Source organism: Paraburkholderia sp. BCC1885 (assembly GCF_900996235.1).
GTDB lineage: Bacteria > Pseudomonadota > Gammaproteobacteria > Burkholderiales > Burkholderiaceae > Paraburkholderia.
Genome location: NZ_CAAJGM010000230.1, coordinates 1 through 26,841, shown reverse-complemented (window position 1 = coordinate 26,841; position 26,841 = coordinate 1). Strand labels below are relative to the sequence as shown.

The following is a 26,841-nucleotide window of genomic DNA, read 5'->3' as shown; positions in this document are numbered from 1 at the left end:
CCGCGTTACGAAGCGGCCTTCAGCCACCCGCGCGTCACACAGAGCTTGCGAACTTCGTCGGCTGCCGCATCGCCGATCCGGCGCGCTTCGTCGACGGGCGGCGGCCGCTTCGCCTCGGCGTCGTGGTGAACCACGCCGCCGACCGCTGCGGACTGCGCGATATGATCGGCGGCAGCGCCCGCGCCGAGCGATTCGGCGAGCCCCGGCGCGCGGCCGCTGTCCGCGGACGACTCCGACGTCTCGACGAGTTCGGTTCGTCCGTCTGCCGCGAGATACCACACTTCGATCGCGACGCTGACTGTGCTCTTGCCGGCGCCGAGGCCGATCACCACGCGCCGCGCCTTGTTGCCCGCATCGACGCGCTCGAACCGCCCCTTGATCACCAGAGCATCGCGCCCCGGCGGGGATGTGGCCGCCACGCGCATCGCCGCGAGCCCCGCTGTCTGCAGACGGCTGACAATCTCGTTCGCCGCCGCGTCCTGCACATCGTGCGCCAGCGTTGCGCGCGCGCCGGCATCCGCCTGCCCGGACCACGTCGACTGCATGCGCGCGAAGAGACCCGCGCCCGACTGCACCAGCGCTGGATCGACATCGAACGTATCGACGTACACGATGCTTGGCCGCGCGAGCGTGCTTCCGTTTGCCGGCTGCAGGACTACTTGCGCCGTCGCGGCGTGGCCTGCGCAGCCGCCGAGCAGCATCGCGCTGGACAGCGCAAACGCACCGAACCGCATACGCACGAGGACTTCGCTCATCGCCACTTCACTCCTTGCGCGCCATCGACGTCTGTACTTCGAACGGTTCCAGCATCTGCAGGAACGCTTCGACCAGCCATTCGAAACTCGCGTCGCGGCTCACCGGATTGTTCAGCGCCCCGGACGATTCGAGCGACACGAAGCCATGCACGACGCTACGCATCCCTCTCAGCACGTGGACGCGGTCCGGCGCTTCGAGACGATAGCCATGCAGCGACGCGACCAGCGTTTGCACCAGGCGGTCCACCCCTTCACGCCATGCGCTGTCGGTGCGCGGCGGCGTCGGCAACATCGCTGCGTAGACGCCGGGGTTCTTGCGCGCGAAGTTCCGATATCCGTTCATTAGCGCGCGTACGGCATCGGGTCCCGACTTGCCGGCCGTCAACCGCGCGACACCACCTTCGAGTTCAGCGAGCCCATGCAGCGCAAGCAGGCGCCGCACCGCGTGGAGGCCATCAACATGCGCGTAGAGCGATGGCGCGCGAACGCCAAGCGCCGCGGCGAGGTCGTTCATCGACAAGCCGTCGATGCCGTTCTTGTTCGCGAGCGCGGTCGCCTCGCAGCGGATACGGTCGATATCTACTTTCATGGCGGCGTATGGCTCCCGAAACTATTGACTTTCTCATTCTACCTAATTAGATTAGGCTCCGTCAACGCGCCGACCGCCGGTGCGCACAGCAGGCTCCTGGGGAATCCACATAGACACGATGTTTCGTTCGTTGAGAATCTACAACTACCGGCTTTGGGCGAGCGGGGCCATCGTGTCGAACGTCGGCACGTGGATGCAACGCACCGCGCAGGACTGGCTGGTCCTGACCGGCCTCACGCAGCACAGCGCGGGCGCGGTCGGCGTCGTAATGGCGCTGCAGTTCGCGCCGCAGATGCTGCTGATCGCGCAGACCGGCTTCGCCGCTGACCATTTCAATCGGCGCTGCCTGCTGTTCGTCACGCAGGGCGCGCTCGGACTGCTGGCGCTCGCGCTCGGGCTGCTCACGCTGACGGGCGCCGTTCGGCTATGGCACGTTTACGGCTTCGCGTTTGCGCTCGGCTGCGTGACGGCGTTCGATACGCCGGCGCGGCAGACGTTCGTCGGCGAACTCGTCGGCGAGACCGACCTGTGGAATGCGGTCGCGCTAAATTCGACGTCGTTCAACATCGGCAGGATGATCGGCCCGGCCGTCGCAGGGCTGCTGATCGCCGTAGTCGGCTCGGGCTGGGTGTTCGTGATCAACGCCGTATCGTTCGGCGCGGTGATCGTCGCGATGACGCGACTGCGCGTCGCGGACCTCAATCGCAACGAGCGCGCGAAGCGCAGGCGCGGTAGCCTGATCGACGGTTTTCGCTACGTGTGGCGGCGCGACGACCTGCGGACCGTGCTGTTCATGCTGTTCCTGATCGGCACATTCGGGCTGAATTTTCCGATCTTCATTTCGACGATGTCAATAACCGTCTTTCACGTGGGCGCGGGCCGTTACGGCCTGCTCACGTCGATGATGGCGATCGGTTCGGTCAGCGGCGCACTGCTAGCCGCGCGGCGCGACAAGCCGCGCATCGGCCTGCTGTTTGCGAGCGCCGCGCTGTTCGGCGCGGGCTGCGCGCTCGCGGCGGTGATGCCGGTCTACACACTTTTCGGAGCGGCGCTCGTGATCGTCGGCATCGCTGCGCAGACGGTCACGACGTCGACGAACAGTTTCGTCCAGCTGTCGACCGAGCCCGCGATGCGCGGCCGCGTGATCGCGATCCTGCTAGCGGCCGCGCTCGGCGGCACTCCGCTCGGCGCACCGGTGGTCGGCTGGATCGCGGATCACGTGGGGCCACGCTGGGCGCTCGGCGTCGGTGCGCTGGCGGGACTGACCAGCGCGGCAATCGGGCTCGTCTATCTGCTAAGACGCAAGACAGCTCCGGCCGGCGACTCGGTGTGAACCGCCCCGGCGCGGTTCAGTGTGATTCGCCGTGCCGCGGTAAATATACAAGCCGCCCCCTTGCTCGTGGTTTTTCCATGCGCCCAACAAAACCTTCACCTCAGGCGTACTGCCTTTACCAGCGCCCCCTTCTACGCTGCTATGCGCTGTCGCAGCAAAAAAGCACACGCTCATCAAGTAGGCTTTGGCTGGGCCAAGACGATAGAACGCATGCGGCAGGTGGTGGGGCGTGGGTCGCAGAAGGTCGACCGGATGTTCGTTCTGATCACGGCCGCCGAAAACTTCATGCGTGTGCGCTCGCTGGGAGCAGTCCGTCCAGCGCAGGCGTAAAGGGAGCGAGCCGGGCAAAAAAACGAGCCTCACACCATCAGAAATCGCTGAAGGGAGGCCCGGATTTCCATATCCGAAAATCGCGCCGATTCGACGCGTCCGACGAAAGTTACGCGCTCGCCGACGAGGAGTATTTCAGCAAGCTTCAGTCGGGCAAGTCAATATCAAATAGCTCACGTAAAGCCGCCAGGCTGAAGCCCTTAAGTTCAGCTGTATTACCTGAACGAACTTTAACTACCCGCAGCGGATCGAGTACTGGCCCTGCCGACCGCGATAAGATCGAATCGTTCGCGTTCAACCCGACGAACAAGAGCACCAAGGCTAGCTGGCCTGGAGCTTTCGCTCTGGAAAACGCCAATCACGTCGCCATCCAGGCCGACTGAGCCGACGCTTATAGTGGCCACGCCAATAAGTTTCTTCGCCCAGCCGGCAAAATTCAGTCCGTCTTCTCCATCGGCCCCGGAAACTCTGGTTCCGAAAAGCGGCGCTGCGAACTCCGTCCTGCGATCTTCAGATACCCGGAAAACGCAACGTCAACTTGCTATCAGGATAGTTTTCCTACTACAGTGCCCGCGCTCATCAACGGCAGTTCGCGCGGCTCCATTTGCATGCAGGTCAACTCCGCGCTCGAAAGCTGTCATTCTCGGAGCATCGAACGTAAAGCGAACCCGTCGTATGCATTGTCGAGCTCAACGCGATGATCCGTTCGAAATCGCGTAGTCCGGAAGCCCCCGTTTTTCTCAGAACGGTGCGAATCTGGCTGCGTACCGTGTCGAGCGACACGCGTCGGGTAAACGCTGCCAATCACCAATCCGTTGATCAACTGCTGAAGAAAGATGTCTATATCCGGTTCGAAACGTCCGGCCGTTGTGCGCTCACGGAGTGACGTCGTGTGCCATGGAATAGCGCCGGCAGACGGCGTTTCCGTAAGTCGTGCGGCGGGGATGAGAAAGGAGCGAGGACGCACAACCGGCGCATCCGCTTCGCTGCGGCTGCGCCAGTTTGACCAGCAAACCCTGGTGGATTAGTTCTTCACGTAGTCGAGGAGCGTTTGCTTTCCGCCGACGTACTTGTAGAGAGAAATCGTCCCGTGAACCAGATCGCCCTTCGAGTCGAACTGTGTCTGGCCGAGCACGCCCTCATAGTTCGTCGCGGGCATTGCGGCAAGAATCTGGTCGGGAGCGGTCGAACCCGCACGCTTCATCGCTTCGGCGATGACGTACACCGCGTCGTAAGCGAATGGCGAGTTCAGGACGGGGTGCGTACCGAAGCGCTTTTCGTAGCGCTGTATGAAGGCGGGGCCCTTCGGCATCTTTTCGAGCGGCGAGCCCGCGATGGAGCAAATCACATCATCGGCTGCGTCGCCGGCGAGTTTCGAAAGGTCGTCGGCGCACAGGCCGTCACCCGCAAGAATCTTCTGCATCATGCCGAGCTGCCTGGCTTGCTTCGCGAACGGGCCGCCCGTTGCGTCGAGGCCGCCATACATGATGATGTCTGGATGCGCGCCCTTGATTTTTGTCAGGATAGCGCGGAAGTCGGTCGCCTTGTCGTTGGTCGCGTCGTGCGAAACCACCGAGAGGCCGTCCGCCTTCGCGCGCTTCTCGAACTCATTGGCCAGACCCTGCCCGTATGCGGTGGCATCGTCGACGATAGCGACCGTCCTGACTTTTATCGTCCGCGTCGCGTAATCGGCGAGGGCCGGCCCTTGCTGGGCATCGGTCGCAACCACGCGGTATGCAGTCTTGAAGCCCTGTTGCGTGTACGCAGGATTCGTAGCCGACGGCGAGACCTGCACGATGCCTGCGTCACTGTAGATTCTGGAGGCTGGAATCGTCGTTCCCGAATTCATGTGACCGACTATCGCCACGACTTTCGCGTCCACAAGTTTTTGTGCGACCTGCGTGGCCTGGCGCGGATCGCCGGCATCGTCCTCGGCATCGAGAACCAGCGTGACTTTCTTTCCACCGACCACAAGCCCCTTTTCGTTGATTTCCTCGACGGCGAGCCTTGCACCGTTCTCAGTGTCCTTGCCCAGATAGGAAGCGGGACCGGTCAGCGGCGCGACTTCACCGATCTTCGCGGCTTCCTCGGCATGCGCCGCCCCTGCGGAAGCGGCGACCAGTGCCCCCAGAATGCCGAAGGTCGTCGCCCGGCGACCCCATACTTTTCTATTGATCATTGCATTACCTCATCGATAGTTATCCGCATCGAGGGCGATCCGCTGGATGGTCTCCGTCGCCTCCGTCGTTGTACCGCGCGGCAGGTGGTCTGCGCTGGCGAGATAAATTTATGCGGACACAAACCAGCGGCATTGCACCGATTTGCCAGAAAACAGAAGAAATGCGACAGCGGCGATCCGTGTCGTGCGGTCCTATAATGGCGCGACACCGATTATTCGCGCCCGCCCATGCTTCCCTCCCACGACGCCCTGGCCAAAGCACCGCCGGCCCACGAACTGGTGGATCGGCTTGACTTACTTTCTACGGCACCCGAATCGCCTCAGGGGCGCGCAGGCGCAGAGCTCAACGTCGGAATCCTGCTATGGCCGCGCTTTCCGCTCCTGTCGCTCGGCGGGCTCTGTGACGCGTTGCGTCACGCAGCCGACCGCAGCGATCAGAGTCGCCAGTTGCGCTGTCTCTGGACGACGATCGGCGCGCCCGACACCACCGTCGAATCGAGCTGCGGTATCGCTGTACCGGTCCAGGCCGCCTTCCCGGACGCCCGGCAGTTCGACTACATCGTCATCATCGGTGGCCTGCTGCCGTATCTCGAGAAGGTGGACAGGCGCTACTGGGACTATCTGGTCGCCGCCGCACAAGCGGGTGTTCCCCTCGTCGGCATCTGCACCGGTAGCTTCGTTCTCGCCCATGGTGGGTTCATGCAGGATCACGTCGCGTGCGTACACAGTTTTCACTTCGACGACTACCGCAACATGTTTCCCGAGCTGCGGGTCGTCACGCATGCCGACTACCTGATCGACGGCGATCGCATCACGTGCGCGGGCGGCATCTCGGTCATCGAACTCGCCGCGCGACTCGTCAATCTGCATTGCGGGCCTGACCGCGCATCGAAGGTAATTCACCAGATGACCGTCAGCCGGCAGGCCGGCGCCTCGTTCATCGAGCGCCGCCGCGCGTTAGGCTACCTGTCGGTGGACGACGCAACCGTGCGCCATGCTGCGCTGCTCATGGAGGAAAATCTCGAAGCGCCGCTGAACATCGCGGTGATCGCGAAGATGATCGGCACGAGCGTGCGTCAGCTCGAACGGGCGTTCATGGCCGAAATGAAGGTGTCGCCGAATGAGTTCTATCGCGGCATGCGGCTACGCTACGCACGCTGGATGCTGCTGAATACCGCCCGCAAGGTCACAGACATCGCCTACGAGTGCGGTTTCGCCGATTCCGCGCATTTCATCAGGGTTTTTCGCGAAGCCTACGGTGTCACGCCGGGGAAGCTACGCAGCTCGCGTACAGGTCCGGCCGCAGACTAGCCTGCGCCCACGAAGCAACACAGCCGCTGCGCGTCTCGCTGGCAGCGCTTCGTTGTCGCGTTTCTTCTATTTTTTTGCTCATCGGTGCAATCCCGCCAGTGTTGCCTGGCTCAACATCCTGTTTGGTGCGAGTGCGCCATGAAACAGGGAGATGAGCGACATGCAGATTGCCGTATTGGGCGCGGGCGTCATCGGTCTGGCAAGCGCCTATTATCTGAACCGTGCCGGACATCAGGTCATCGTCGTCGACCAGCACGGCGAAGTCGCAGCCGAAACGAGTTTCGGCGCCGGCGGTCAGCTGTCGTATAGCTACGTCGCACCGCTTGCCGGACCGGGCGTGCTGACGAAACTGCCGGCGTGGCTCGCCAGACGGGATTCCCCAGTACGCTTCCGGCCATCCGTGAGCACGGAGCAGTGGCTCTGGTGCCTGAAATTCGTGCTTGCCTGCACGCGGCGGCGCAGCAACCTCACCACACGCGATCTGCTCGCCCTCTCGTTCGCAAGCCGTGCCCTCATGCAGCAACTCGTGCGCGACGAACCCACGCTCGACTTCGACTTTCGGCGCTCCGGCAAGCTCGTCCTGCACCGCGACGTTGCCGCCATGCGGGGCGCCATTGATCTGCTTGATTTCCAGCGCTCGCTCGGCTGCGAGCAGGAGGTGCTGTCCGCCGACGAATGCGTCGCGCTCGAACCCGCGCTGGCGGATGTACGTGCCCGCATTGCCGGCGGCATCTATACGCGCAGCGAAGAGACGGCCGATTGCCATCGCTTCAGCAAAGGTCTTGAAGTCATTTTGAGGTCGCGCGGTGTACGGTTCTCGATGAATACGCACGTCGACTCACTGGAGTTCGCCCAGGGCGGACACATCGTGGCGCGCAGCAGCGGCAGAACGCTCGACGCGGACCACGTCGTCGTGGCGGCTGGGGCCGGCGCAACGCGTCTGCTGCGGCCTTTGGGCCTTCATGTGCCCGTATATCCGCTCAAGGGCTACAGCCTGACCTACCCGCTGGGACCGCATGCAATAGCCCCGGCGTTGAGCGTCACCGATTACGCACACAAAGTGGTCTATGCGCGGCTTGGCGATCGATTGCGCGTGGCAGGTATGGCCGACCTCGACGGCTACTCCCTGAAGCCTGATCCATCGCGCTTAGCCGCGCTGCGCGCGGAGACCGCCGGGCTCTTTCCACAGGTCGCAGCCGGTGATGCCGGCGCGACGGAATGGACCGGGCTGCGTCCCGCCACCCCGCGCGGCACGCCGATCATCGGGCCCACGCGTTACCGGAATCTCTGGCTCAACATCGGGCACGGCGCGCTCGGCTTCACGTTGGCCTCAGGATCGGCCGCGCTGCTTGCCGGCTGGATCAACGGGCGGCCCGATCCGTCGCTGTCGCACCTCTTCATGCACGCGCAATGAGTCGTGCATCACATGGCGCACGACTGAACTCACCCTAAATGTCTCGAATTTGATCGAATGAAAGACAAGCCCAATATCGTGGTCATCGGCACGGGCGGCACAATTGCCGGCCGTGGCGCAAGCGCCGCGGACACCTCAGCCTATGCCTGCTCAGTGGTCGGGATCGACGAAATCCTGTCGGCTATTCCGGAAGCGTCATCGCTCGCGAACCTGAGTGCCGAACAATTGCTGCAGGCGGGCTCGGAGAACTTCAACGAACAGCACCTGCTCATGATCGGCAAACGGGTATCCGAGGTGCTCAGGAACGACACGGTAGACGGCGTCGTTCTCACGCACGGCACTGACACCATCGAGGAGACCGCGTACTTTTTGCATCTGACGTTAAAGAGCGTGAAGCCCGTCGTCGTCGTCGGTTCGATGAGGCCGCCCTCGGCGATGAGCTCCGACGCATCGCTGAATCTCTACGACGCGATTGCGGTGGCCATTCATCCGTCCTCGCGCGGAAAAGGAACGCTTGTCGTCGCAAACGAGGAAATCCACACGGCCCGAGACGTCACGAAGACAAACAGCTTCAAGCTCGAGGCATTCCGCTCGCCCTACGGCGCGCTCGGTTACGTGACCGAAGGCAGGCCTCGCTACTACCGTACGCCTTCGCGGGATCACACTATTTCTACCCCTTGGTCCGTCGACGACATCGAGGCGTTGCCGAAAGTCGACGTCGTGTATGCCTATGGCGCGCTAGACAGCGATCTCGTCCGCGCCATTGCGGCGGAAGCGCGCGGCCTTGTCTTCGCCGGCACCGGCAACGGCAACATTGCGGAACAGATGGTCGAGCCGCTGCGGGAGGCGACGCGTGGCGGACTGCACGTGGTGCGGGCCTCGCGCACGGGCAGCGGCGTAGTCATCCGCAACGGCGCGCAGCCTGACGACGAATATGACTGGATCGTCGTCGACGATCAGCCGCCGCAGAAGGCTCGCATTCTTCTGATGCTGGCGATGCTGAGCCACCCGGACGAGCGCCGCGCTTTGCAGGCGGCCTTCTATCGCTTTTGAAACCCGCCAGGAAACACCATGTACATCATTACCGACGATCAGGTTCACCGGCTGATCACGATGAGCGACGCTATTGAGGCGATACGCTTCGCGCTTGCTGAACAAGGCAACCGGCAAGCGAAGATTCAGCCACGCGTGCGCACGCTCGGAGAAAACGTGTCATTGAGCACGATGGGGGCAATCCTGCCCGGTGCCGGCGTGTGCGGCGCGAAGGTCTACTCGACGCACAACGGCCTCTTCGATTTCGTGATCCCCCTGTTCTCCACGCGTGACGGCAGGTTGCTCTCCATCATCCACGGCGGGGCGCTCACGGAATACCGCACAGCGGCCGTGACCCGCGTTGCGTTTGATACGTTCGGCCACGCCGATGCGAAGGTTCTCGCCGTGTTCGGAACCGGCGTGCAGGCGAGAGCCCACATCCGGGCGCTTGTCGAGAAGTCGGGCATCGAGCGCGTTCTGATAGTCGGCATCGAGAGCTCGCGGGAAACAGTTGCGCACATGCAGGCGCGTTACGCCGATGTACGCTTCGAGGCCTCCACGGCGGAAACGGCGGTGCCGGTAGCCGACGTCGTTATCACAGCGACGCGCAGCACGATCCCGCTCTTCGACGGCGCCGACCTCAAGCCAGGAACCTTCGTCGCGGCGATCGGCTCCAGCAAGCCGGACGCACGCGAAGTCGACGATACGACGCTTTCCCGGGCCGGCGTGATCGTCGTCGAATCGTTCGAGCAGGCAGAGAAAGAGGCGGGGGATCTGCTGATGGCGGCGCCGGGCGTTGTTGACTGGAGCAACGTTGCGGAACTCGGCGACGTCATCGCCAATAGGGTTGCCGGGAAGCGCTCGCAAGCCGATATAACGGTATTCAAATCGCTTGGGATTGCGCTTGCCGACGTTGCGCTCGGCGAGTTGGTCACGCGCAGGGCGATGGCAGCGGCGGAGTGTGAGAGACCAGCCAGCGGCCGCTTCTTGCCGGGACCAGACGTCCAGATGTCTCAGTAGAGACACTGTTGAACGTCTCTTCGTGGCCGAACTGAGCTCGACGACGGCCGGCTCTGATAGGTCAACACTCGTCGTTTTTACTGCTATTGGTTAGGCGCCGCATCAGATCGCCCTGTCAAGAGTCATCTCGCTGCGCTCTCGGCACAACTTCTGGGAAACGTGCACCGATACAGGGTCCGTTAGCGGAGGACATTGCAGGCTCATCAAAGTGCGCCACAGCGCGCTGTCTGTCTGGAATTCACTGTTTCGACAAATCTGGCCACGTATCCCGGCGAATCACGCCAAATGCATCGGGCATTGGGACACGCGGGTTTTCTCGGCCCGGAAGTCGCTCTATCCGTCTGATCTTCCGGCATTTCTGCCGACGAACATGAGGAGAGTGGAGATGCGACTCAACAAAATTCCGACTACAGTCGTCACCGGTTTTTTGGGCGCCGGCAAGACAACACTGGTCAATCATCTTCTCGAACATGCGCGACCGGCGCGTGTCGGCATCGTCGTAAATGAATTCGGTGAAGTCGGCATTGACGGCAACCTGATCGTCGCCGATGAAGACGCGCTGGTGGAGATCAATAACGGCTGCGTTTGCTGCACCGTCCGCAAAGACCTCGTCAAGAGCGTGTCCGAACTACTGGCACGCGCCGGCGAGCCTCTAGCGCGGCTGGTCGTTGAGACTTCGGGGCTTGCCGACCCGGCTCCCGTACTGCAAACATTTCTTGCAGACCCTGATGTACGGGAACGCGTTGAACTCGAGTCGGTGGTCGCTGTCGTGGACGCTCATCATTTCCATGAGCAGCTCTACGATGAGATCGCCCGTGAGCAGGTCGTGTTTGCGGATCACATCATTGTCAACAAGACAGATCTCGTCAGTGCTAAAGAGGTGACGAGCCTCATCGCACGTATTCGCACACTCAATCCCACCGCGGCGATCGACATCGCGCGTCATGGCGCGGTCGACGTCGAAGCAGTCTTTGGCATCAAGCACTTCTCGCTGGATACGTTGCTCCGTGTCGAGCCCGATCTGCTCGACGAAGGCGCGCATGAGCATGAGCACGACAACTCCATTGCGTCGTGTTCGTTCGTCATTCCGGGACCATTGGACGCTACGCGCTTCAATCGCTGGGCCAATCAGCTCGTGCAAACCCACGGGCAACAACTCCTGCGCATGAAAGGTGTACTGAACCTGCACGAAGAGCGCCGCCGCCTGCATTTCCACAGTGTTCACATGCTGCTCGACTCGAGCTTTGGAAAAGCGTGGGCACATGACGAAGCGCGCGACAGCAAGTTCGTGATGATCGGGCGCGACCTGGACATGCCAGCCATGCGCGAGGGCTTGCTCGGTTGCGTGGCTTGAACGAAACGTTTTCCCTACCGCTGTTACACACATCAGGAGTACGAAGATGAAAAAGTCAGAAGCCTACACCGTCAGCATCGGTGTCCTCGCGGTGGCCGATACATGGCTCACGGCCACCGTCTTTCCCGTGCCCGTGTGGGTCACGTTCATCGCCTGGGCATCGTTCTTCGTGTTAGGCGCCGGGCGCGCGGGTTTCGTCAAAAGCGTGGCCTCGAATCTGGTCGGCGCTGTGATCAGCTCGCTCACCCTGCTCGCCATCGCAACAACGAACGGTAGCGCACTGGCGGTTGCGGTGCTGGTCGGCATCGGCAGCGCTGCGATGGTACAGGCGTCGAAGATCAAGTTGCTGGATGTGTTGCCAGCCATCGTCTGGGGGTTTGCATCGACCGTCGGAACGACGGTGGCCGCAGGCAAGCCCATCACCACCTTGGGACTCAGCAACCCAGGCCTCGTCGCCGCCGCCGCGCTCATAACGGGTGCCGCATTCGGGTTCGTGTCAGAAGTGCTGGGCGACGCACTTGCATTCAAGCGCGAGCACAAGCTGGGATAAGGCGTACGCCGACTGGCTGCCAGTCGCTAACTTTCTGGAGCGAACCATGAAACTACAGCACCACCTCGGGGGCATCGAGAATCTGGGCCCCGTCAATGTCGAAACGCGTGTCTTCGTGGAACCGTGGGAACGCCGCATCTTTGGCATTCACACGGCAATGATGGCCGAGAGCAGCCACCTCGGCGATGCGTTACCGGCTTACCCAATCAAGGAACTGCCGACTGCGTTCAAAAGCACGTGGACATGGGCGTCTTTGCGCACCGGCGCTGAAGACATGCAGCCCTTCGAGTACTTCAAGTACCGCTACTACGAGAAATGGCTGATGGGCATCTCGCAGTTCTTCGTGGATCAGGGGTACATCACCGCCGATGAATTGAGCGAACGCACTTCGCTGTACCGGGCGGATCCCCAGGCTCCGATGCCCGATAGCCCTCGTGCTCCGATCAAGCAGCAGATCGATGCGTATCTCGAGAAAGGAGATTCCGGTTATCACGAACGGCGTGCCCAGGCGCGCTTCTCGAACGGAGAAACAATACGGGTCGCCGATCCTGAAGCGGTCGATCACACCCGTTTACCGGGTTATCTGCGCCGCAAGACCGGCAAGGTGGTGGAGGTCTATCCTGGTACGTTCTCGTACTTCGTTTCAACGGGTGTAGACGGAATCGGTGAGCCGATGGCGGTCTACCGGGTCGCATTCGACGCCGCCGACATCTGGGGCGAGGGCAAGAGCGAGCCCCACACCACGATCTACGCAGACCTGTACGAAGCCTATCTTCAGGCCACCCTCTAACCAGCGCAAAAAGGAATCGTCATGACTCCACTGTTTCAGTATGAAGACGACCGCGAGGCATCGAGCGCAGCCAAAGTACGCGCACTCGAAGCATTGCTGATCGAAAAAGGTGTAATCGGCAGCGACTCGGTCGATGCAGTGCTGCAGCATTTCGAAACCGTCGCCGGTCCGTTCAACGGGGCAAAGATTGTCGCCCGTGCGTGGGTCGACCCTGCGTTCAAGCAGCGCCTCGTCGAGGATACGCCGAAGGCAATCGCCGAACTGGACCTGCCAGCCGGCATGGCCGGTGCGGAAGGTGAACATATGGCGGCCGTTGCAAACGGTGACGGCGTACACAACCTGATCATCTGTACGTTGTGCTCATGTTATCCGTGGCCCGTGCTTGGCCTGCCACCCTACTGGTATAAGGACCCGGTATTTCGAGCACGCGGCGTGCGCGAACCGCGAGCGGTGCTACGTGAATTTGGTGTGGACGTACCAACGGAAACCGAGGTCAAGGTATGGGATAGCAGTGCGCAGATCCGCTGGTTCGTTGTGCCGGAGCGTCCCGCGAACACCGAGCACCTGGGCGAGCAGGAACTGGCTGCGCTCGTGACCCCTGAATCGATGATGGGTGTCGCGCTGGTCGCGTCTCCCGCTGCCACGTAAGGTTAATCATGTTTACGCGCTTCGAAGAATATGCGGCAGCGTCGATGCTCGGTGCTGATGATTCTCCCCCTCGGCTGGACGGCAAGCTGTTTTTTTCCAATCGCTGGGAAAGAGATGTGTTCGGCCTCGCGTTGTCACTTTCAAAAGCAGGGTATTTCGAGTGGGAAGACTTCCGACAAAGCCTGATTACGGCAATTGCGCACTGGGAATCCGCACCGTGCGAAGGTCAGCCTCGCTGGGACTATTACGAGCGCTTTCTCGAAGCGCTACTGGATGTGGTCGGCTCAAGCGGTGTCCTGTCGCGTGACGAACTCGCGCAGGTCGTGGTCGCCAGACGCGGGGCGACCACGACGCGCACAGCCGCTAAATCTCCGCACTCGAACAGCCATTGAACTTGAGTCCGTCCCAACCCAGGAGAAACACATGGAAACGCTTAACGCCGTGATGACGCGCTTCAGCTCACCTGCACGTCAGAAGGTGGGCGCAATGTATGTCGCGCTTGCGCTCATCAACATCCTTGCATGGACATGGGCATGGATCGTACTGCGCGCTTCACCCGCGCTGATCGGTACCGCCTTCATCGCCTACAGTTTCGGCTTGCGCCATGCCATGGACGCGGACCATATCGCCGCAATCGACAACGTGACACGCAAACTGATGAACGACGGGAAACGTCCCGTGGCAGTTGGCTTTTTCTTCGCGTTTGGCCATTCGTTGACCGTGGTATTCGGCGCGGTGGCGGTTGCGTTCACAACCAAAGCTCTGGCACATCACTTTGATGCGTTCAAAGAGACCGGCGAAGCAATCGGCACCGTCGTATCAGCGACCTTCCTGATCATGATCGGCGCCATGAATATCGTGCTGCTGCTAGGTCTGTTCCGCGCGTTCGGACGCATGCGTCGCGGCCAGCGCCGTGACGGCGACCTTCGTCTGACGCAATTCGAGGGCAATCTGCTGGCGCGTCTGTTCAGGCCGCTCTTTCGTCTGGTCCGCTCGAGCTGGCTGATGCTGCCGCTGGGTATCCTGTTTGGACTCGGCTTCGAAACCGCCACCGAAATGGCATTGTTCGGCACGTCGGCCGCGCAGGCCTCGGCCGGCTTTTCGATCTGGACCATCCTGGTGTTTCCATGCCTGTTCGCGGCAGGCATGATAACCATCGATACGACCGACGGCATCCTGATGCTGGGCGCCTATGGCTGGGCCTTCGTCAAGCCCCTGCGCAAGCTTTACTACAATCTGACGATTACGCTGATTTCCACGGTCGTTGCATTGATGATCGGCGGCATCGAGGTGCTTGGACTGCTCGGTGACCAACTGAGCCTGACCGGGCCGTTCTGGCAGGCCATCGGTTGTCTCAACGACAATTTCGGCTTGCTAGGATATGGCATTGTCGCTGTGTTCGTGATCGGCTGGCTGGCGTCTGCGTTGCTCTATAAACTGAAGGGGTACGATCGCGAAGCCGCCTCGGCGTGACCCGTGCACAAACCAGCTCTGACACTGCCCCCGACTCTCCATGACCATGACTACCTGAGCGTGTGAACGGGATGAAACAGATCAAAATCGGCATGATTGTCTTCCCAGGCTTCCAGCTGCTGGATGTTGCTGGACCCAAAGATGCGTTCGCGGAAGTCAAGGTATTGAGTCAAGGCGAGTGCCAATATGAAATGCTCACTGTGGGGACCACGCGCGGCAGTGTGCAGTCGTCGAGCGGGCTGACGGTCGTACCGGATCGCACGATCTTCGACCTGTGCCCGCACTTCGATACAGTGCTGGTCCCGGGGGGCCTCGGAATTTTCGAAACCTTTGACGACCCGGCGCTCAGTGACTGGCTCAAGGAACAATATAAACATGCCCGGCGCGTGTCCGCCATTTGCAATGGCCTGTTCGCGCTTGGATCTGCGGGGCTGCTCAACGACCGCGTGGTGACCACGCACTGGATGGATGTGCCACGTTTGGCCACCACGTTTCCGCGCGCCCGGATCGAGCCGGATCACATCTACGTGAAGGACGGCAGCATTTACACGACGGCAGGAGTGACGGCAGGAATCGATCTTTCCCTGGTGATGATCGAGGAAGATTTTGGCCGAAAAATGGCGCTGGATGTCGCCAAATATCTGATCGTGTATCTGCGACGAGCAGGCGGTCAATCGCAATTCAGCCCGCTACTCGAATCTCAGGCAGCGCCTGATTCTCAGATGGTGGAGATCCAGCAATATATGCTCGACAATCTTGCCGTGGAGCATACGCTTGCATCGCTCGCCGAGCGCGCTCATATGAGTGCACGCAACATGACCCGCCTGTTCACGAAGGAATGTGGCCTCAGTCCGACACTGTTCCTGAACAACGCGCGTATCGACGCCGCAAGGCGCTATCTGGAGAGCACCGACCTTCCTCTACGCGAGGTTGCCCGACGCTGCGGATTCGATGGTACGGATGGGCTGCGCCGCACCTTCCAGCGGCGACTGCAAATCAACCCGGCTGACTATCGAAGCCGCTTCCGTTCCGCCGATTCGCCTGATCGCACGCGGGATGCTGTCTCTGAGGCACGTTAGAGGCTAGCAACGCACTCGACTTCCAGTCCATTGCCGTAATGCTGCCGATCGTTGCGCAAGTGCTATAGACAGTACTCGAATCTCGGCAGCCGTGGAAGCGGCGGCCATGTCAATGGCCGCTTTCGGAGTTGAAGGGGCCCTTGAATGTCCACATCAAAGCGTCGGCGAACGGCGACTTCTGGCCGCATCCCGACCGACGATGCCGTCTTGGCCACTCGGCTCCGCAGGGATGTCGCTGTCCGACCCACTTCTGCCGCTCCGGCCAGCGCGACCGCAACGACCGCTTCTAAAGTATTCCGGCCCTCCGCTCGATCTGGTCGCCCGGCGGGTCCTTGACCAGAGACGTCCGTTGGATGTCCACCAGGCGAGGACTTTCCGTACGTTCGCGGTTCACCGCGCCGCTCACCGCCCCGGGTAATCTCGCGCCATGATTTCAGCGAGAAACGCGGCAACTTTGCGCATCCGTGGCACCCGTTGCAGATACTGATGTGAACTTAACCACACGTCTCTCCGTACATCGATCTGCCCCTCGAGAATCTGCACGAGGCCGAAACGTTCCGCCTTCGCGAAAGCCGGCAGCATCACGATGCCCGCGCCGGAGGCGGCAGCGAACATCTGCGCGAGCATGCTGCTCGAAAAAAAACCGATCAATGGATTGACGATCACGTCGTCGAGCCATCGGACGGCGTCGAGTTGGATCAGGTCAGGGATATAGCCGACGAAGCGATGCTTCTGCAAATCGTTCACCGACTTCGGCGTGCCGGATTCGCGCAGATACGCGGCGTGCGCGTACAGATGCAGCGGAAACTGTCCGATTCGCCGGATATCAAGGTTCGGTCCCTGCGGTTCGAAGAAGCCCAGAAATATGTCAGCTTCGCGATGCGAGATGCGGACGTCGTGCGCCGACGTCACGAGTTCGATCGCGATAGACGGATGCTGCCGTTTCAGTTCGACGCACTGCTCGCTCAGATACAGCGATGCAATTCCTTCCATCGTCGCGATCCTGACATGCCCGGTCAGGCCGGGGTGATCCGCGTCGAGCGTATCGCCGAGCGCAAGCACGTTTGCTTCGACCGCTTCGACAAACGTCAGCATGTCGCGGCCTTGCGCGTTCAGCCGGTAACCCGTCCGGTCGCGCTCGAAAACGGGCGTCGCCAGTGCAAATTCAAGCGCGGAAACGCGCCTCCCGACTGTCGCGTGATCCATCTTGAGCGTCCGGCCCGCCTTTGAAAGGTTCCCAGCACGCGCAACGGCGAGGAAAACGCGCAGATCGTCCCAGCTCAGACGGTTCAGATTCATCGGATGTCATGGAGAGTCCAGTTCGACCATTGTCGCTGTGCAAAATTGCACAGGACAGTGATTGTTTTCAAGTTTGTCGGTAATACCTGCCTCCGTAGACTCAGGTTATCGCACGGTTCAAGCGCCTCCAGCGCGCCGGGTTGCGCCCCATACCTCACAGGGAAATCACCATGAATGACGCAGAGATCGACTGGGACGCCATCTACAGCAGCGAGCGTTTCCAGCAACTGGCGCGCAGACGGCGTAATACGATCGTCACACTTGGTGTGCTGGCAGCCGTCTACTACTTTTCGATTTCCGCGTTGATTGCGTGGGCACCCGACTTCTTCAAGATCCGCCTCGCGCCGGGCATCAATCTGGGGACGCTGTTCGCGATCTAGCAGTACCCATTCGGCGGCGTCATTGCCTACGTGTTTCTGCGGCGCATCGGGACACTCGATCGCGCTGCAACGACGCTAGCGCCCACGACAACGTTCGTCGCGTCGCGGGAAGAAAGCCATGCGTTCTAAGAAAGCCGCCAGCTTTGCAGGCGCGGCCGTGGTCGTTTCCTCATCGGCCAGCGCCGAGCCGGTCGCCACGACGGCCATTACGCATCATGCGTTGACCTTCGTCGTGTTCGGTCTCGTGATCTTTTCGACTTTGCTCATTACTTGGTTCGCCTCGCGCCGCAACCGGACTGCGGGTGATTTCTACACGGCAGGCGGCGCGATCAGCCCTGCAAAGAACGGCCTCGCGATCGCTGGAGACTACTTGTCTGCCGCGGCTTTTCTGGGCGCGTCGGGTCTGATTGCGCTGTACGGCTTCGATGGGATCATCTATCTGGTCGGCTTTTTCGCGGCGTTCATTCCGGTTCTGCTGTTCATCGCTGAGCCGTGCCGGAATCTGGGGCGGTACACGATTGGCGACGTACTCGCCATGCGCAACAGTTTCCGCTCGACCAAAACGGTGTCGGCGATCTCGAGCGTCGTGGTCGCGCTTGCCTACATGATTCCGCAGATCGTCGGCGGCGCAGTGATCGTGCGAGCACTGGTCGGTATCGACTATGTCGTCTCGGTCATCGGCGTCGGCGCGTTGATGCTTATTTACGTGGCGTGCGGCGGCATGCGCGCGACAACCTGGGTGCAGGTAATCAAAGCGGTGCTGCTGATCGGCGCGTCATTCATTCTGGTCGTGCTCGCCTGGCTGCCGTTCGGTTTTCGCGTGCCGGCGTTCATGAATGCTGTCGTGCAAAGCCCGCTCGTGCAGGCACATGTCGCAACCATGTCGGCTGCGGTGTCATTGCATGGCGACGAACTCGGCTGGCGTTTTATTGAACCGGGTCTCTTCCTCAACAAGCCGCTGGAACTGCTGTCGCTGGGACTTGCTCTCGTGCTCGGTACGGCCGCAATGCCGCACATCCTGATGCGCTTTTTCACGGTGAAAGATGCGCGCGCTGCGCGCCACTCGGTGATGTGGGCGATGCTCGGAATCGGCGGCTGCCATCTGTTTATCGTCGTGATCGGATTTGCTGCTGCGTATTTTGTGGGGGCGCCTCTGATTTCGTCGCTCGACAAAGGGGGCAATCTGGCCGCGCCGTTACTGGCCCAAGCGTTGACCGGCGGCCCGAACAGTGTCGGAGGCGATCTGATGCTGGCGTTTATCGCGGCCGTTGCGTTCGCAACGATTGTCGCGGTGGTCGCGGGTCTGACGCTAGCCGCGGCATCGTCGCTCGCTCACGACGTGTACGTCGGCGCAGTGCGCAACGGTCAGGCCACCGAGCGTCAACAGGTGTTCGCCGCGCGGATCGCTACGTTATTCGTGGGAGCGGTCGCGATTTCAGTGAGCATTCTGGCGCGCGGTCAGAACGTCGCGCAACTCGTGGGGGTGGCTTATGCGGTCGCGGCTTCGGCCAATCTGCCCGCGCTTGCCCTGACCTTGTACTGGAAGCGTTGCACGACGCAAGGCGTGCTCGCCGGCATCGTCGGCGGGACGCTGGCCGCTATCTTTCTCGTGGTCGTATCGCCCAACATGACCTACCCGGCTATGGTACGGCAGACGGCGCTCGACCACATCGCCTCGATCGACTCCCGTTTGCCCACGATTCACGACGCCGCTGAACATAGCGCGCTGGTCGCCGAAAGGACAGCCGCTCTCGCGACCGCGAGCAACATTGCGCCGGATGCCGCGAGCATCATCGGGCTGAAAGCGCCGCTGATCGGTCTGCGCAATCCCGGGATTATCTCGATCCCTATCGGCTTCCTGCTGGTCTTCCTAGTCTCCCTGCTCACGCGCGATACGACAGCGCGCTCGCGTTGGGCTGAACTTGTCGTGCGCAGAGAAACCGGCTACGGCGCGGTGACGGCGCTCGATCATTGATATCTTGTCGACTCATTTGCGGAACGAAAATGTCTTGCCTTCCCATTGTTAAAGTAGCCGCGGCGCATGCGGCGCCGGTATTCCTCAACAAGCGCGCGACAGTCGCAAAAGCGATCTCGCTGATCCGCGAAGCGAGCCAGCATGCCGCGCAGCTGGTTGCGTTTCCAGAGTCGTTCATTCCGGCGTTTCCGGTGTGGGGGTCGCTTTGGGCGCCTATCGACAATCACGATCTGTTCGAGAAGTTTGCTCAAGAAAGCATCTACGCGGATGGCCCCGAGATCGCAGAAATTGCCGCCGAAGCGGCGCGCAGCGGCGTGTTCGTGTCACTTGGCTTTAGCGAGCGCTCGCATGCGAGTGTGGGCTGTTTGTGGAACTCGAACGTGTTGATCGACGATCATGGCGTGGTCGTGAATCATCATCGGAAGCTGGTGCCGACATTTTACGAAAAGCTTGTTTGGGCCGCTGGCGACGGCGCGGGTCTGCGAGTCGTCGATACCCCGGTTGGGCGCATCGGTGGTCTGATTTGCGGCGAGAATACGAATCCGCTCGCACGTTACGCGTTGATTGCGCAAGGCGAGCAGATTCACATTTCGAGCTGGCCAGCGCTATGGCCGACGCGCCGACCGTCGAGCGGCGGCAACTTCAACAATGTCGCCGCGAACCGTCTTCGTGCCGGCGCGCATTCGTTCGAGGCGAAGGCTTTCGGCATCATTTCGGCGGGCTATATGGATGCCGGGATGCGCGACTATCTCGTGGCGCGCGACCCGGATTCCGCAGCGGTGCTCGATGGCTCGCCGCGTGCCGCGACGATGTTCGTCGATCCGACGGGGTCGCCTGTCGGCGACATGTTAAGCGACGACGAAGGTATCGCTTACGCCGAATTCGATCTGAACCGCTGCGTCGAGCCCAAGCAGTTTCATGACGTGGTCGGCTACTACAACCGGTACGACGTGTTTTCGTTAACGGTGAATCGCGAGCGTCAGGAACCCGTGACATGGCGGGATGCGCCCCGCTCCCTACCGACGAACGACGCAAAGGCGGCACGTGGCAATCTGGAAGATCACGCGCGCAATGGCGCGCCGTCCAACGTACCGCTTTAAGTCCCCCTGCTTCGAGCAAAAAGCCATCGGCGAACGCGCGAGGCAGCTCGTGCTTGTCTCAACAAAAAAGTGGTCGACATAGAAGCAACGGGTTGTGTCGGGAATTTTAACGCTTTCGTTGTCTGAGGCGTCCGACAGATTCCGGCACACGACCCATTGTTCCTACAGCGCGGGGCGCTGGCAGACCGTGTCGGTACGAGAATCGCTACTGCGATGATCATCGCTGCCTCAGGCGTTCGCCAGGCAGTGGTGGCAGTTGGCATTGCTACGTTACTGCCCGAGTAGCCTCGCGTAGCAGCCGGTGTCATTTGCGATGGTCATTTGCTCCTTGTTCCGGTACGCGCAGCGGCGCACGAATGTCCGTTGCCAGGGTGGATGCGACGTTTGAACGGCCTGCGAGGAGGCGCCCCCAAGGGCAGCTCATGGCCGGGACCAGACGTCCAGATGTCTCAGTAGAGACACTGTTGAACGTCTCTTCGTGGCCGAACTGAGCTCGACGACCGGCTCTGATCGACCCACAACGGCCCTCCGACTTTCCCGAGAGGAGACGTTCAACCTCGAAAGCTGGACGTACTCTTGTACGCCGATTCGGGCAGAATGCTCGAAGAAACATGGGCGAATTTTTACTGCCCGTTTTCGATTTGCGTTTCCCCACAAGAGAGATAAGAGATGCCACAGGAGTTTCAATCCCGCCGTCTTGAAGGACGGGTCGCACTCGTTACCGGTGGCGGAACCGGTATTGGCCGTGCCGCTGCCCTGGCTTATTCCAGGGAGGGGGCAAAAGTAGTTGTTGCTGGGCGGCGTGAATCGGACATCGACGAGACTGTCCGGCTCATTGCTGCGAATGGTGGTGTGGGTTGCGCTGTTCCCACGGACGTAGCAATAGCTCAACAGGTGCGCGAGCTGGTCGACGTGACCGTCGAACGCTATGGGCGTCTGGACTCAGCGTTCAATAACGCCGGGGTTGAGGGCACTTTTGCGCCGATTGCGGAACTGGCAGAGGCCGACTTTGATGAAGTCATTGCCATCAACCTCAAAGGGGCATGGTTGTCGATCAAATATGAGATTGCTGCAATGCTAAGCGTCGGCAACGGTGGGTCGATCGTCAATACATCCTCCTTTCTGGCAAAGGGTGCATCTGTCGGATCCACGGCCTATTCTGCCAGCAAGGGCGGCCTTGATGCGCTGATCCGCGCCGTGGCGATCGAATATGGTCCGCACAACATTCGCATTAATAATATCAACCCCGGTGCTATCAGAACGCCTATGTTTGAGAGGCGCGGCGGCGACGAACACGTGGATCTGATTGAGTCCTTCACTCCCCTACGCCGCGTCGGAGATCCGGCCGACGCTGGTGACGTTGCCGTTTGGCTTTCGACCGACGAAGCCCGTTTCGTTACTGGGCAGACCTTTATGGTCGATGGAGGAATCTCAATTCCACACGTTCGGTGAGAGATGCAGCGACCATAAAACCGGTCGCTACTTGTTGAAATTAGACCGTGCGGATGAATGTCCGTAGCTGGCCGCGCTGAGACGGACACACAGTTCAGGCTGTGCCGATTCGGGCTGCAGTTTCAGGCGAGAAGCCGCGACTTTTGAATAGCTGCTCTGATGCATCGTTCCCAACGGGGATCATCGCGCAGCATTCGAGATAACCGAGCGCCCAGAGCGACAACAGTGCTGCGTCCACCAACCTTCCACCGTCACCCGTTCGTTTGTACGAAGGCGCGGTCGCCACCACGGCAATTACTGGACAACCATACGGTTTGTAATTGCAAACGAGGCATGCGGATCGAAGACCGTCAGTTTCTTCAATCGCCCACGATGCAGCCGGAATCCATTCCCCGTACCGACCGGCGACAATCGCGGTTGCCTTTGATTCGTATTGGGATATAGCCTGACCAGCATCATCGATTGTTCCGAGAAACGCGCCAAAAAGAAGCGCGCCTAGCGAGGGTACGTCTTCCCGCGTCACGTTGCGAAGATTGGCAGGTCTCACGCCCGCGCCAGACTTGCCCAACAGCGTCCGCTTCCAGAGTCGCGCGTTGCGCCTAGGTGTCCCATCCGGCATGCCGTGTCCTTCTCATCAACAGGAAAGCCTCATTGTTCGCGAAATGGAGATCGATTGCCGACTATGTAGGCTGCTTATTCGAGTGTCTCATGCTGGCCGCGCTCTGCCTTATGCGATGAGCATATGCGAGAGACTTTGGCATCGTCAGTCCTGAGTAACGTCAGGAGGCTGAATCGCCCCGCTCTTTAGGTCAAGTGTCGGAACGACACGAGGCGGTATATACGACGGTGACAAAATTGCGTGCTACCACCCCGCCAAATTCCGAGTCTGCAATACGCTCTAGCTTTTCCATCAAGATTTCCCTCTCTTCCTGAGCCAATTGGGCCACAGGGGAGAAGGTACTTGTGAGTGCCAGTACCTGGCTCGTCGTTTGGGTCGTCGCCCAGTGGATAACTTCATGGGATACAGATGTAAATCCCGCCCCCCGTAATTGAGCCTTCCGCGTCTCTGCATCAAGAGCAAACGGGACTTGCGACTCACTATCGCGGGAAGGGCTGCGCCAAAGATTCGCGAAGAGGGAGCGAGTTCTACGTTGGAACCCATCTTCACGCGTGGAATCACCAAAAATTGTCCACCACATGGCCCATTGACCGCCCGGCTTGAGGAGTCGTTTGACCATAGCAAGAGCACTTTCCTGCTCCAGCCAGTGAAACGAAGTCGCCGCAATACCAAGGTCAAACGTCGCGTCCGGGAAATCCACGTCTTCGAACGCTGCTATGTGCACAGAGAGGTGGCCAGGTGTCTTTGATTTGCACTTCGCGCGCAGCACATCGGCGAGACGGTTGTCAGGTTCAATTGCCGTTACCGTACAACCAAGGTCGAGTAGTTTTTCGGTTGCTTGTCCCGTGCCCGGACCAATCTCGAACACCTGAGTTGACGGGCCCGCCCCGCAAGTCGTCCTCAGAATGTCATAGACGCGGGCGGGGTAATCAGGACGCCCTTCGGCATAGCCGTTGGCATCGTTACCGAAAACCGTGCGTCCCGCAGACTGTTCTATCCGTTTTGACGTGGCAAGCATTGCCGGTCCTTCCTCAATAGCGCTGGTTTGTGGACGATTGTCAGCGATTCAGGTGACTGTGTCGACTGGCCGTTTGTGGCCGACCTGCGCCCCACGGCTAAACTCGAAGATCGTTTCGGGTACTCGTTTCATGCAAATGGCATAAGGCGGCCCGAAGCGGGCCTTCAGATTTCCCGAAAGCGGCCGTTCAACAGTCTGGGATGTCTCGGATCAAAATATCATGTTTACGCCAGAGTTTTCTGCAACCGACGCCACAGAACACACGCTGATCGCCAATCACTATGTCGAGACGGAAGATGCACTAAACCTAAGCGTTGCGTTCGTACGGGCGCGGATACTTTTTGGCCGACAACACGTGCCTGTGCCGACAAGGTTTGTGGCGCACTATGACGTGCGTGGACAAACGGTTGTGGACGATCTGGAGGGTCGGCTGGAAAAAGCGCTCGGAGACGTCGCCGAGGTTCGGGTGAAGCGGTCGTGAGCCTTCAACTTATAACTCGTGGGGCATCCCTGAGCGATGTTGAGCGCAGCCTTGCCCTGCTCGACGATAAAGCCGAAGTATTTTCGATTGGGCGAGAGCATGTCGGGATTTCTATCCCGACCCGATTGCTTGACACTGTGGGGGAGGCAAAGGTTCGAGAGGCGCCACGACATTTGACCGTCTATGACCTTTACTCGGGCGTTTGGAACGGATAGTAATGCGTAGTCGAGCAAATTGGAACATCGACGGGAAAATTGTCGACGATTCGGAGAGGGATATCGACCGTCGCTTCATGGCCGTTGAGCGAACTCGGTGCAAGGGGGGCCTGCTCGTTATCGACATGATTCTGCCGCTCATTCATTCTCCGCCAAAGCTTTCAACGCGCGTCGGAGCGGCTGTCTTCTGCCGTCCTCCGGATTGGAGTGTTGATTCAAACAAGACATACGCCCAGCGCCGTATGATCGGATCACAAAAAGCCGAGGCCCAGCATGAGCGATGCGAAGTGCATAACGTTTGAGGCGGTGCAGCTTAATGACCGGTCGGAGTACATAGTGCGCGCTATGTGGCCTGACGGTTACGAACAGCAGATCACCGGCTTTACTGACGATGCCGAGGCTCGCGCATGGATCACCAATGATAGCCGGGGCTGGCTAGATTGGACGGCGCGTCGTCCGCGCCCCAGCAACTGACGCCCGCAACCGCTTTCGCTGGATTTAAGTCCATTGGCTGTATTGAGGTGCAACGCGGGCCGACGATGTTGCATCGCGCAGAACCGCTTGCGAGCCGCAAGGGACACTCGGCTTTCTCGATAACGGACGCTTGGCAGAGAGGGGAGGCACAGTCGTGGATGGGGATCGGCTGGATCAAAGAGTCAGTGCGATAGCAATTGCTTTTTCATAAATATCCTCTGTCTGCCGGGCGGAAAATCACTGAGACGTGCAAACTCAGTGTAGCCATGCTTCATATAGAACCCTGCTGCTTGCCAGTCGAAGGTATCCAGATGAGCGTGCCTAGCACCGCCCTCCACCGCGAACCGCTCGGCCGCCGCGAGTAAGGCGGCTCCAAGACCGGTCCCACGGTGCTTATCGGCTACCCAGAGGACGCTGATATTGAGCCAACCAAAGATAACTTCGCCAACGATGCCCCCGAGCACATCGTCATCTGTTCCCCGGCAAACTAACCATACAGGGTCGAAGCGATAGTCACCGATAGCTGATGCGTTGAAAGCCTGCAAGTGTTCGCATACTTTCATCGCCTCTTCTCGGGTTGCGATTTGTATCTGATCTTGGTGCATGAGTTTGGTTAGGGCTGAAATCGCCAACAGAAGAAATTTGATGATGCTTGCCGATTCTCGAGGAATTACATAGCGATGTCGAATGCCGGAAACTGGCCGCACTGCGTCCCACGACCGTGCCCGACGATCGCCTCGGGTGCGCGCGTTATGCGAAAGACATAACGCGACCCTCAGGCGACCTTAAACTTTCTCGACAACGGACGTTCATGCAAATTTTGGGTCGCGCGTCGTGAACCAGTCAGCAACGTGTTCAATGGCTACGTCGAGCTTCCCTAATATCCGAAAGCTCAATTCGGCGACCTCAGCAGCCGGTGGTTTTAAGTCTGGAACGACGACCACTGCCATACCGGCACTGGCAGCCGCATGCGCGCCGTTATCGCTATCTTCAAAGGCTAAACAGGCAGCCACCGGCACGCCAAGCCGAAGGGCTGCAAGTTTGTAGACCGCCGGATCGGGTTTCCCACGCTCGACTTCGTCACCGCCAGCGATCGTCTTAAAAAATTGCAGCACGCCTACGCCCCCAAGGCGCGATCTGATCTCATCCACGGAAGATGACGAAGCGACAGCGCATGGAATACCTGCTCGCGATAACTCAGTCAGCAGAACTCGTGCTCCGGATTTCAGCGGGAATACCGGATGCATGGATGGCTTGCTCAAGTGCAGCCGGACTCGAGTCAGCGCCTCCCGAAATGTAGCAGCCCCACCGAGCAACTCCGTCAGGATCAGTTCACATTCCGTAGACGACTTTCCTACAATCCGAAGATAATCGCCCGCCGACAATGTAATCCCGAGGTCCAATCCCACCGCGATCCACGTGTCCATGATCGCGCGCTCTGAATCGACCAGCAGGCCGTCCATGTCGAAGATCGCTGCTGAGAACATTTGCTGACCTGGCTAGATTGCTTTGCTCATGATAACGCTGCGGTAATTCGTATGCTTCCATTGCGCATATTCTATAAACCGATACTCCCGACGGCGGTACCATGCGACGAGATGATCGGCCGGCTCCGCCGTATCCAACGCGAGTTCAGTTGCGCCAGCTTCGACGCCTCTCGACTCCACCAGATCCATCATGCGCGCTCCCAAGCCCTTCGACCGTAACTCTGGCGCAACGGCAAATTGGCCAAGGCTGGCAACATCGGAGCGGTCGAGCCATAGACTCCCGCGGGTCTGCTCTACTGATTTGAAAATAATCGTCGCCACCAAGGCACCCGCAAAAGTTGCGACATAGCACTCACCTTCCCCCGGTGTCATAGTAGTTGTCGCCTCTGAATTTTTTTAATTTGAAGAAATCAGAGGTGTAGGTTGAAGACGAAACAAACGTATTCTGTCGAGTTCAAAGAGCAAGCGCTGTCGAAGGTCTTGC

Annotated in this window: 27 protein-coding genes; 18 read left to right on the top strand and 9 right to left on the bottom strand. The window is 60.1% G+C overall.

What is annotated here, in order from left to right; genetic code table 11:
* Positions 1–5: 5 nt before the first annotated feature.
* Both FQ755_RS27930 and FQ755_RS27925 read right to left on the bottom strand, forming a co-directional pair.
* Positions 6–755, bottom strand: a complete 750-nt coding sequence (locus FQ755_RS27930) for a DUF4410 domain-containing protein (protein ID WP_144158418.1) — start codon at positions 753–755, stop codon at positions 6–8.
* Between the two features lie 7 nt (positions 756–762).
* Positions 763–1,344: a TetR/AcrR family transcriptional regulator gene (locus FQ755_RS27925; protein WP_144158415.1), complete on the bottom strand. Its 582-nt coding sequence runs from the start codon at positions 1,342–1,344 to the stop codon at positions 763–765.
* Between the two features lie 109 nt (positions 1,345–1,453).
* On the opposite strand from FQ755_RS27925, the gene FQ755_RS27920 reads away from it, so the two are divergent.
* On the top strand, positions 1,454–2,677 hold the full coding sequence (locus tag FQ755_RS27920; RefSeq protein ID WP_144159162.1) for an MFS transporter: 1,224 nt from the start codon (positions 1,454–1,456) through the stop codon (positions 2,675–2,677).
* A 1,354-nt stretch (positions 2,678–4,031) separates the two neighbouring features.
* Here the strand turns inward: FQ755_RS27920 and FQ755_RS27910 are convergent.
* Positions 4,032–5,186, bottom strand: a complete 1,155-nt coding sequence (locus FQ755_RS27910; protein ID WP_144158412.1) for a branched-chain amino acid ABC transporter substrate-binding protein — start codon at positions 5,184–5,186, stop codon at positions 4,032–4,034.
* A 228-nt stretch (positions 5,187–5,414) separates the two neighbouring features.
* On the opposite strand from FQ755_RS27910, the gene FQ755_RS27905 reads away from it, so the two are divergent.
* The 11 genes from FQ755_RS27905 to FQ755_RS27855 all read left to right on the top strand — a co-directional run bounded on the left by FQ755_RS27905 (position 5,415) and on the right by FQ755_RS27855 (position 15,857).
* Complete coding sequence (locus FQ755_RS27905) at positions 5,415–6,497, top strand: GlxA family transcriptional regulator (RefSeq protein ID WP_144158409.1); 1,083 nt, start codon at positions 5,415–5,417, stop codon at positions 6,495–6,497.
* Between the two features lie 160 nt (positions 6,498–6,657).
* A complete protein-coding gene (locus FQ755_RS27900; RefSeq protein ID WP_144159159.1) occupies positions 6,658–7,911 on the top strand; it encodes a D-amino acid dehydrogenase in 1,254 nt (417 codons plus the stop codon).
* Between the two features lie 57 nt (positions 7,912–7,968).
* Positions 7,969–8,964, top strand: a complete 996-nt coding sequence (locus tag FQ755_RS27895) for an asparaginase (protein ID WP_144158406.1) — start codon at positions 7,969–7,971, stop codon at positions 8,962–8,964.
* Between the two features lie 18 nt (positions 8,965–8,982).
* Positions 8,983–9,963: an ornithine cyclodeaminase family protein gene (locus tag FQ755_RS27890; protein ID WP_144158403.1), complete on the top strand. Its 981-nt coding sequence runs from the start codon at positions 8,983–8,985 to the stop codon at positions 9,961–9,963.
* Between the two features lie 208 nt (positions 9,964–10,171).
* Entirely contained in the window at positions 10,172–11,317 is a 1,146-nt protein-coding gene (locus FQ755_RS27885; protein WP_260858893.1) for a CobW family GTP-binding protein, read from the top strand.
* A 46-nt stretch (positions 11,318–11,363) separates the two neighbouring features.
* Positions 11,364–11,867: a DUF1097 domain-containing protein gene (locus FQ755_RS27880; protein WP_144158400.1), complete on the top strand. Its 504-nt coding sequence runs from the start codon at positions 11,364–11,366 to the stop codon at positions 11,865–11,867.
* 46 nt (positions 11,868–11,913) lie between these two features.
* On the top strand, positions 11,914–12,657 hold the full coding sequence (nthB, locus tag FQ755_RS27875) for a nitrile hydratase subunit beta (RefSeq protein ID WP_144158397.1): 744 nt from the start codon (positions 11,914–11,916) through the stop codon (positions 12,655–12,657).
* 21 nt (positions 12,658–12,678) lie between these two features.
* The gene (nthA, locus tag FQ755_RS27870; protein ID WP_144158394.1) at positions 12,679–13,305 is read left to right on the top strand and encodes a nitrile hydratase subunit alpha; all 627 of its coding nucleotides are present in this window, start codon (positions 12,679–12,681) and stop codon (positions 13,303–13,305) included.
* Between the two features lie 8 nt (positions 13,306–13,313).
* Complete coding sequence (locus FQ755_RS27865; RefSeq protein WP_144158392.1) at positions 13,314–13,697, top strand: nitrile hydratase accessory protein; 384 nt, start codon at positions 13,314–13,316, stop codon at positions 13,695–13,697.
* Between the two features lie 31 nt (positions 13,698–13,728).
* On the top strand, positions 13,729–14,778 hold the full coding sequence (locus FQ755_RS27860; RefSeq protein WP_144158390.1) for a HoxN/HupN/NixA family nickel/cobalt transporter: 1,050 nt from the start codon (positions 13,729–13,731) through the stop codon (positions 14,776–14,778).
* A 71-nt stretch (positions 14,779–14,849) separates the two neighbouring features.
* A complete protein-coding gene (locus tag FQ755_RS27855; RefSeq protein ID WP_144158388.1) occupies positions 14,850–15,857 on the top strand; it encodes a GlxA family transcriptional regulator in 1,008 nt (335 codons plus the stop codon).
* 402 nt (positions 15,858–16,259) lie between these two features.
* Here FQ755_RS27855 and FQ755_RS27850 read toward each other — a convergent pair whose 3' ends face one another.
* On the bottom strand, positions 16,260–17,156 hold the full coding sequence (locus tag FQ755_RS27850) for a LysR family transcriptional regulator (protein WP_144158386.1): 897 nt from the start codon (positions 17,154–17,156) through the stop codon (positions 16,260–16,262).
* 170 nt (positions 17,157–17,326) lie between these two features.
* Between FQ755_RS27850 and FQ755_RS27845 the strand changes: the two genes are divergently transcribed.
* The 4 genes from FQ755_RS27845 to FQ755_RS27830 all read left to right on the top strand — a co-directional run bounded on the left by FQ755_RS27845 (position 17,327) and on the right by FQ755_RS27830 (position 22,063).
* Complete coding sequence (locus tag FQ755_RS27845) at positions 17,327–17,536, top strand: DUF485 domain-containing protein (protein WP_144158384.1); 210 nt, start codon at positions 17,327–17,329, stop codon at positions 17,534–17,536.
* Between the two features lie 118 nt (positions 17,537–17,654).
* On the top strand, positions 17,655–19,511 hold the full coding sequence (locus tag FQ755_RS27840) for a cation acetate symporter (RefSeq protein WP_144158382.1): 1,857 nt from the start codon (positions 17,655–17,657) through the stop codon (positions 19,509–19,511).
* Positions 19,512–19,540: 29 nt separating this feature from the next.
* Complete coding sequence (locus FQ755_RS27835) at positions 19,541–20,611, top strand: carbon-nitrogen hydrolase family protein (protein WP_144158380.1); 1,071 nt, start codon at positions 19,541–19,543, stop codon at positions 20,609–20,611.
* Between the two features lie 669 nt (positions 20,612–21,280).
* Positions 21,281–22,063 (top strand): SDR family NAD(P)-dependent oxidoreductase, encoded by a 783-nt coding sequence (locus tag FQ755_RS27830; RefSeq protein ID WP_144158378.1) that lies wholly within the window; start codon positions 21,281–21,283, stop codon positions 22,061–22,063.
* Positions 22,064–22,157: 94 nt separating this feature from the next.
* Here FQ755_RS27830 and FQ755_RS27825 read toward each other — a convergent pair whose 3' ends face one another.
* On the bottom strand, positions 22,158–22,610 hold the full coding sequence (locus FQ755_RS27825) for a hypothetical protein (RefSeq protein WP_144158376.1): 453 nt from the start codon (positions 22,608–22,610) through the stop codon (positions 22,158–22,160).
* Between the two features lie 262 nt (positions 22,611–22,872).
* A complete protein-coding gene (locus tag FQ755_RS27820; RefSeq protein ID WP_144158370.1) occupies positions 22,873–23,700 on the bottom strand; it encodes a class I SAM-dependent methyltransferase in 828 nt (275 codons plus the stop codon).
* A gap of 220 nt (positions 23,701–23,920) precedes the next feature.
* Between FQ755_RS27820 and FQ755_RS27815 the strand changes: the two genes are divergently transcribed.
* Both FQ755_RS27815 and FQ755_RS27810 read left to right on the top strand, forming a co-directional pair.
* A complete protein-coding gene (locus tag FQ755_RS27815; protein WP_144158367.1) occupies positions 23,921–24,181 on the top strand; it encodes a hypothetical protein in 261 nt (86 codons plus the stop codon).
* Positions 24,182–24,669: 488 nt separating this feature from the next.
* Positions 24,670–24,870, top strand: coding sequence for a hypothetical protein (locus FQ755_RS27810; RefSeq protein ID WP_144158364.1), 201 nt, complete (start codon positions 24,670–24,672; stop codon positions 24,868–24,870).
* Positions 24,871–25,052: 182 nt separating this feature from the next.
* Here the strand turns inward: FQ755_RS27810 and FQ755_RS27805 are convergent, their stop codons facing one another.
* From FQ755_RS27805 to FQ755_RS27795, 3 genes are all read right to left on the bottom strand, one after another.
* Complete coding sequence (locus tag FQ755_RS27805; protein WP_186308682.1) at positions 25,053–25,433, bottom strand: GNAT family N-acetyltransferase; 381 nt, start codon at positions 25,431–25,433, stop codon at positions 25,053–25,055.
* A 246-nt stretch (positions 25,434–25,679) separates the two neighbouring features.
* A complete protein-coding gene (locus FQ755_RS27800) occupies positions 25,680–26,357 on the bottom strand; it encodes an HAD family hydrolase (RefSeq protein WP_144158358.1) in 678 nt (225 codons plus the stop codon).
* A gap of 12 nt (positions 26,358–26,369) precedes the next feature.
* Complete coding sequence (locus FQ755_RS27795) at positions 26,370–26,729, bottom strand: GNAT family N-acetyltransferase (RefSeq protein ID WP_144158355.1); 360 nt, start codon at positions 26,727–26,729, stop codon at positions 26,370–26,372.
* Positions 26,730–26,841: the final 112 nt, after the last annotated feature.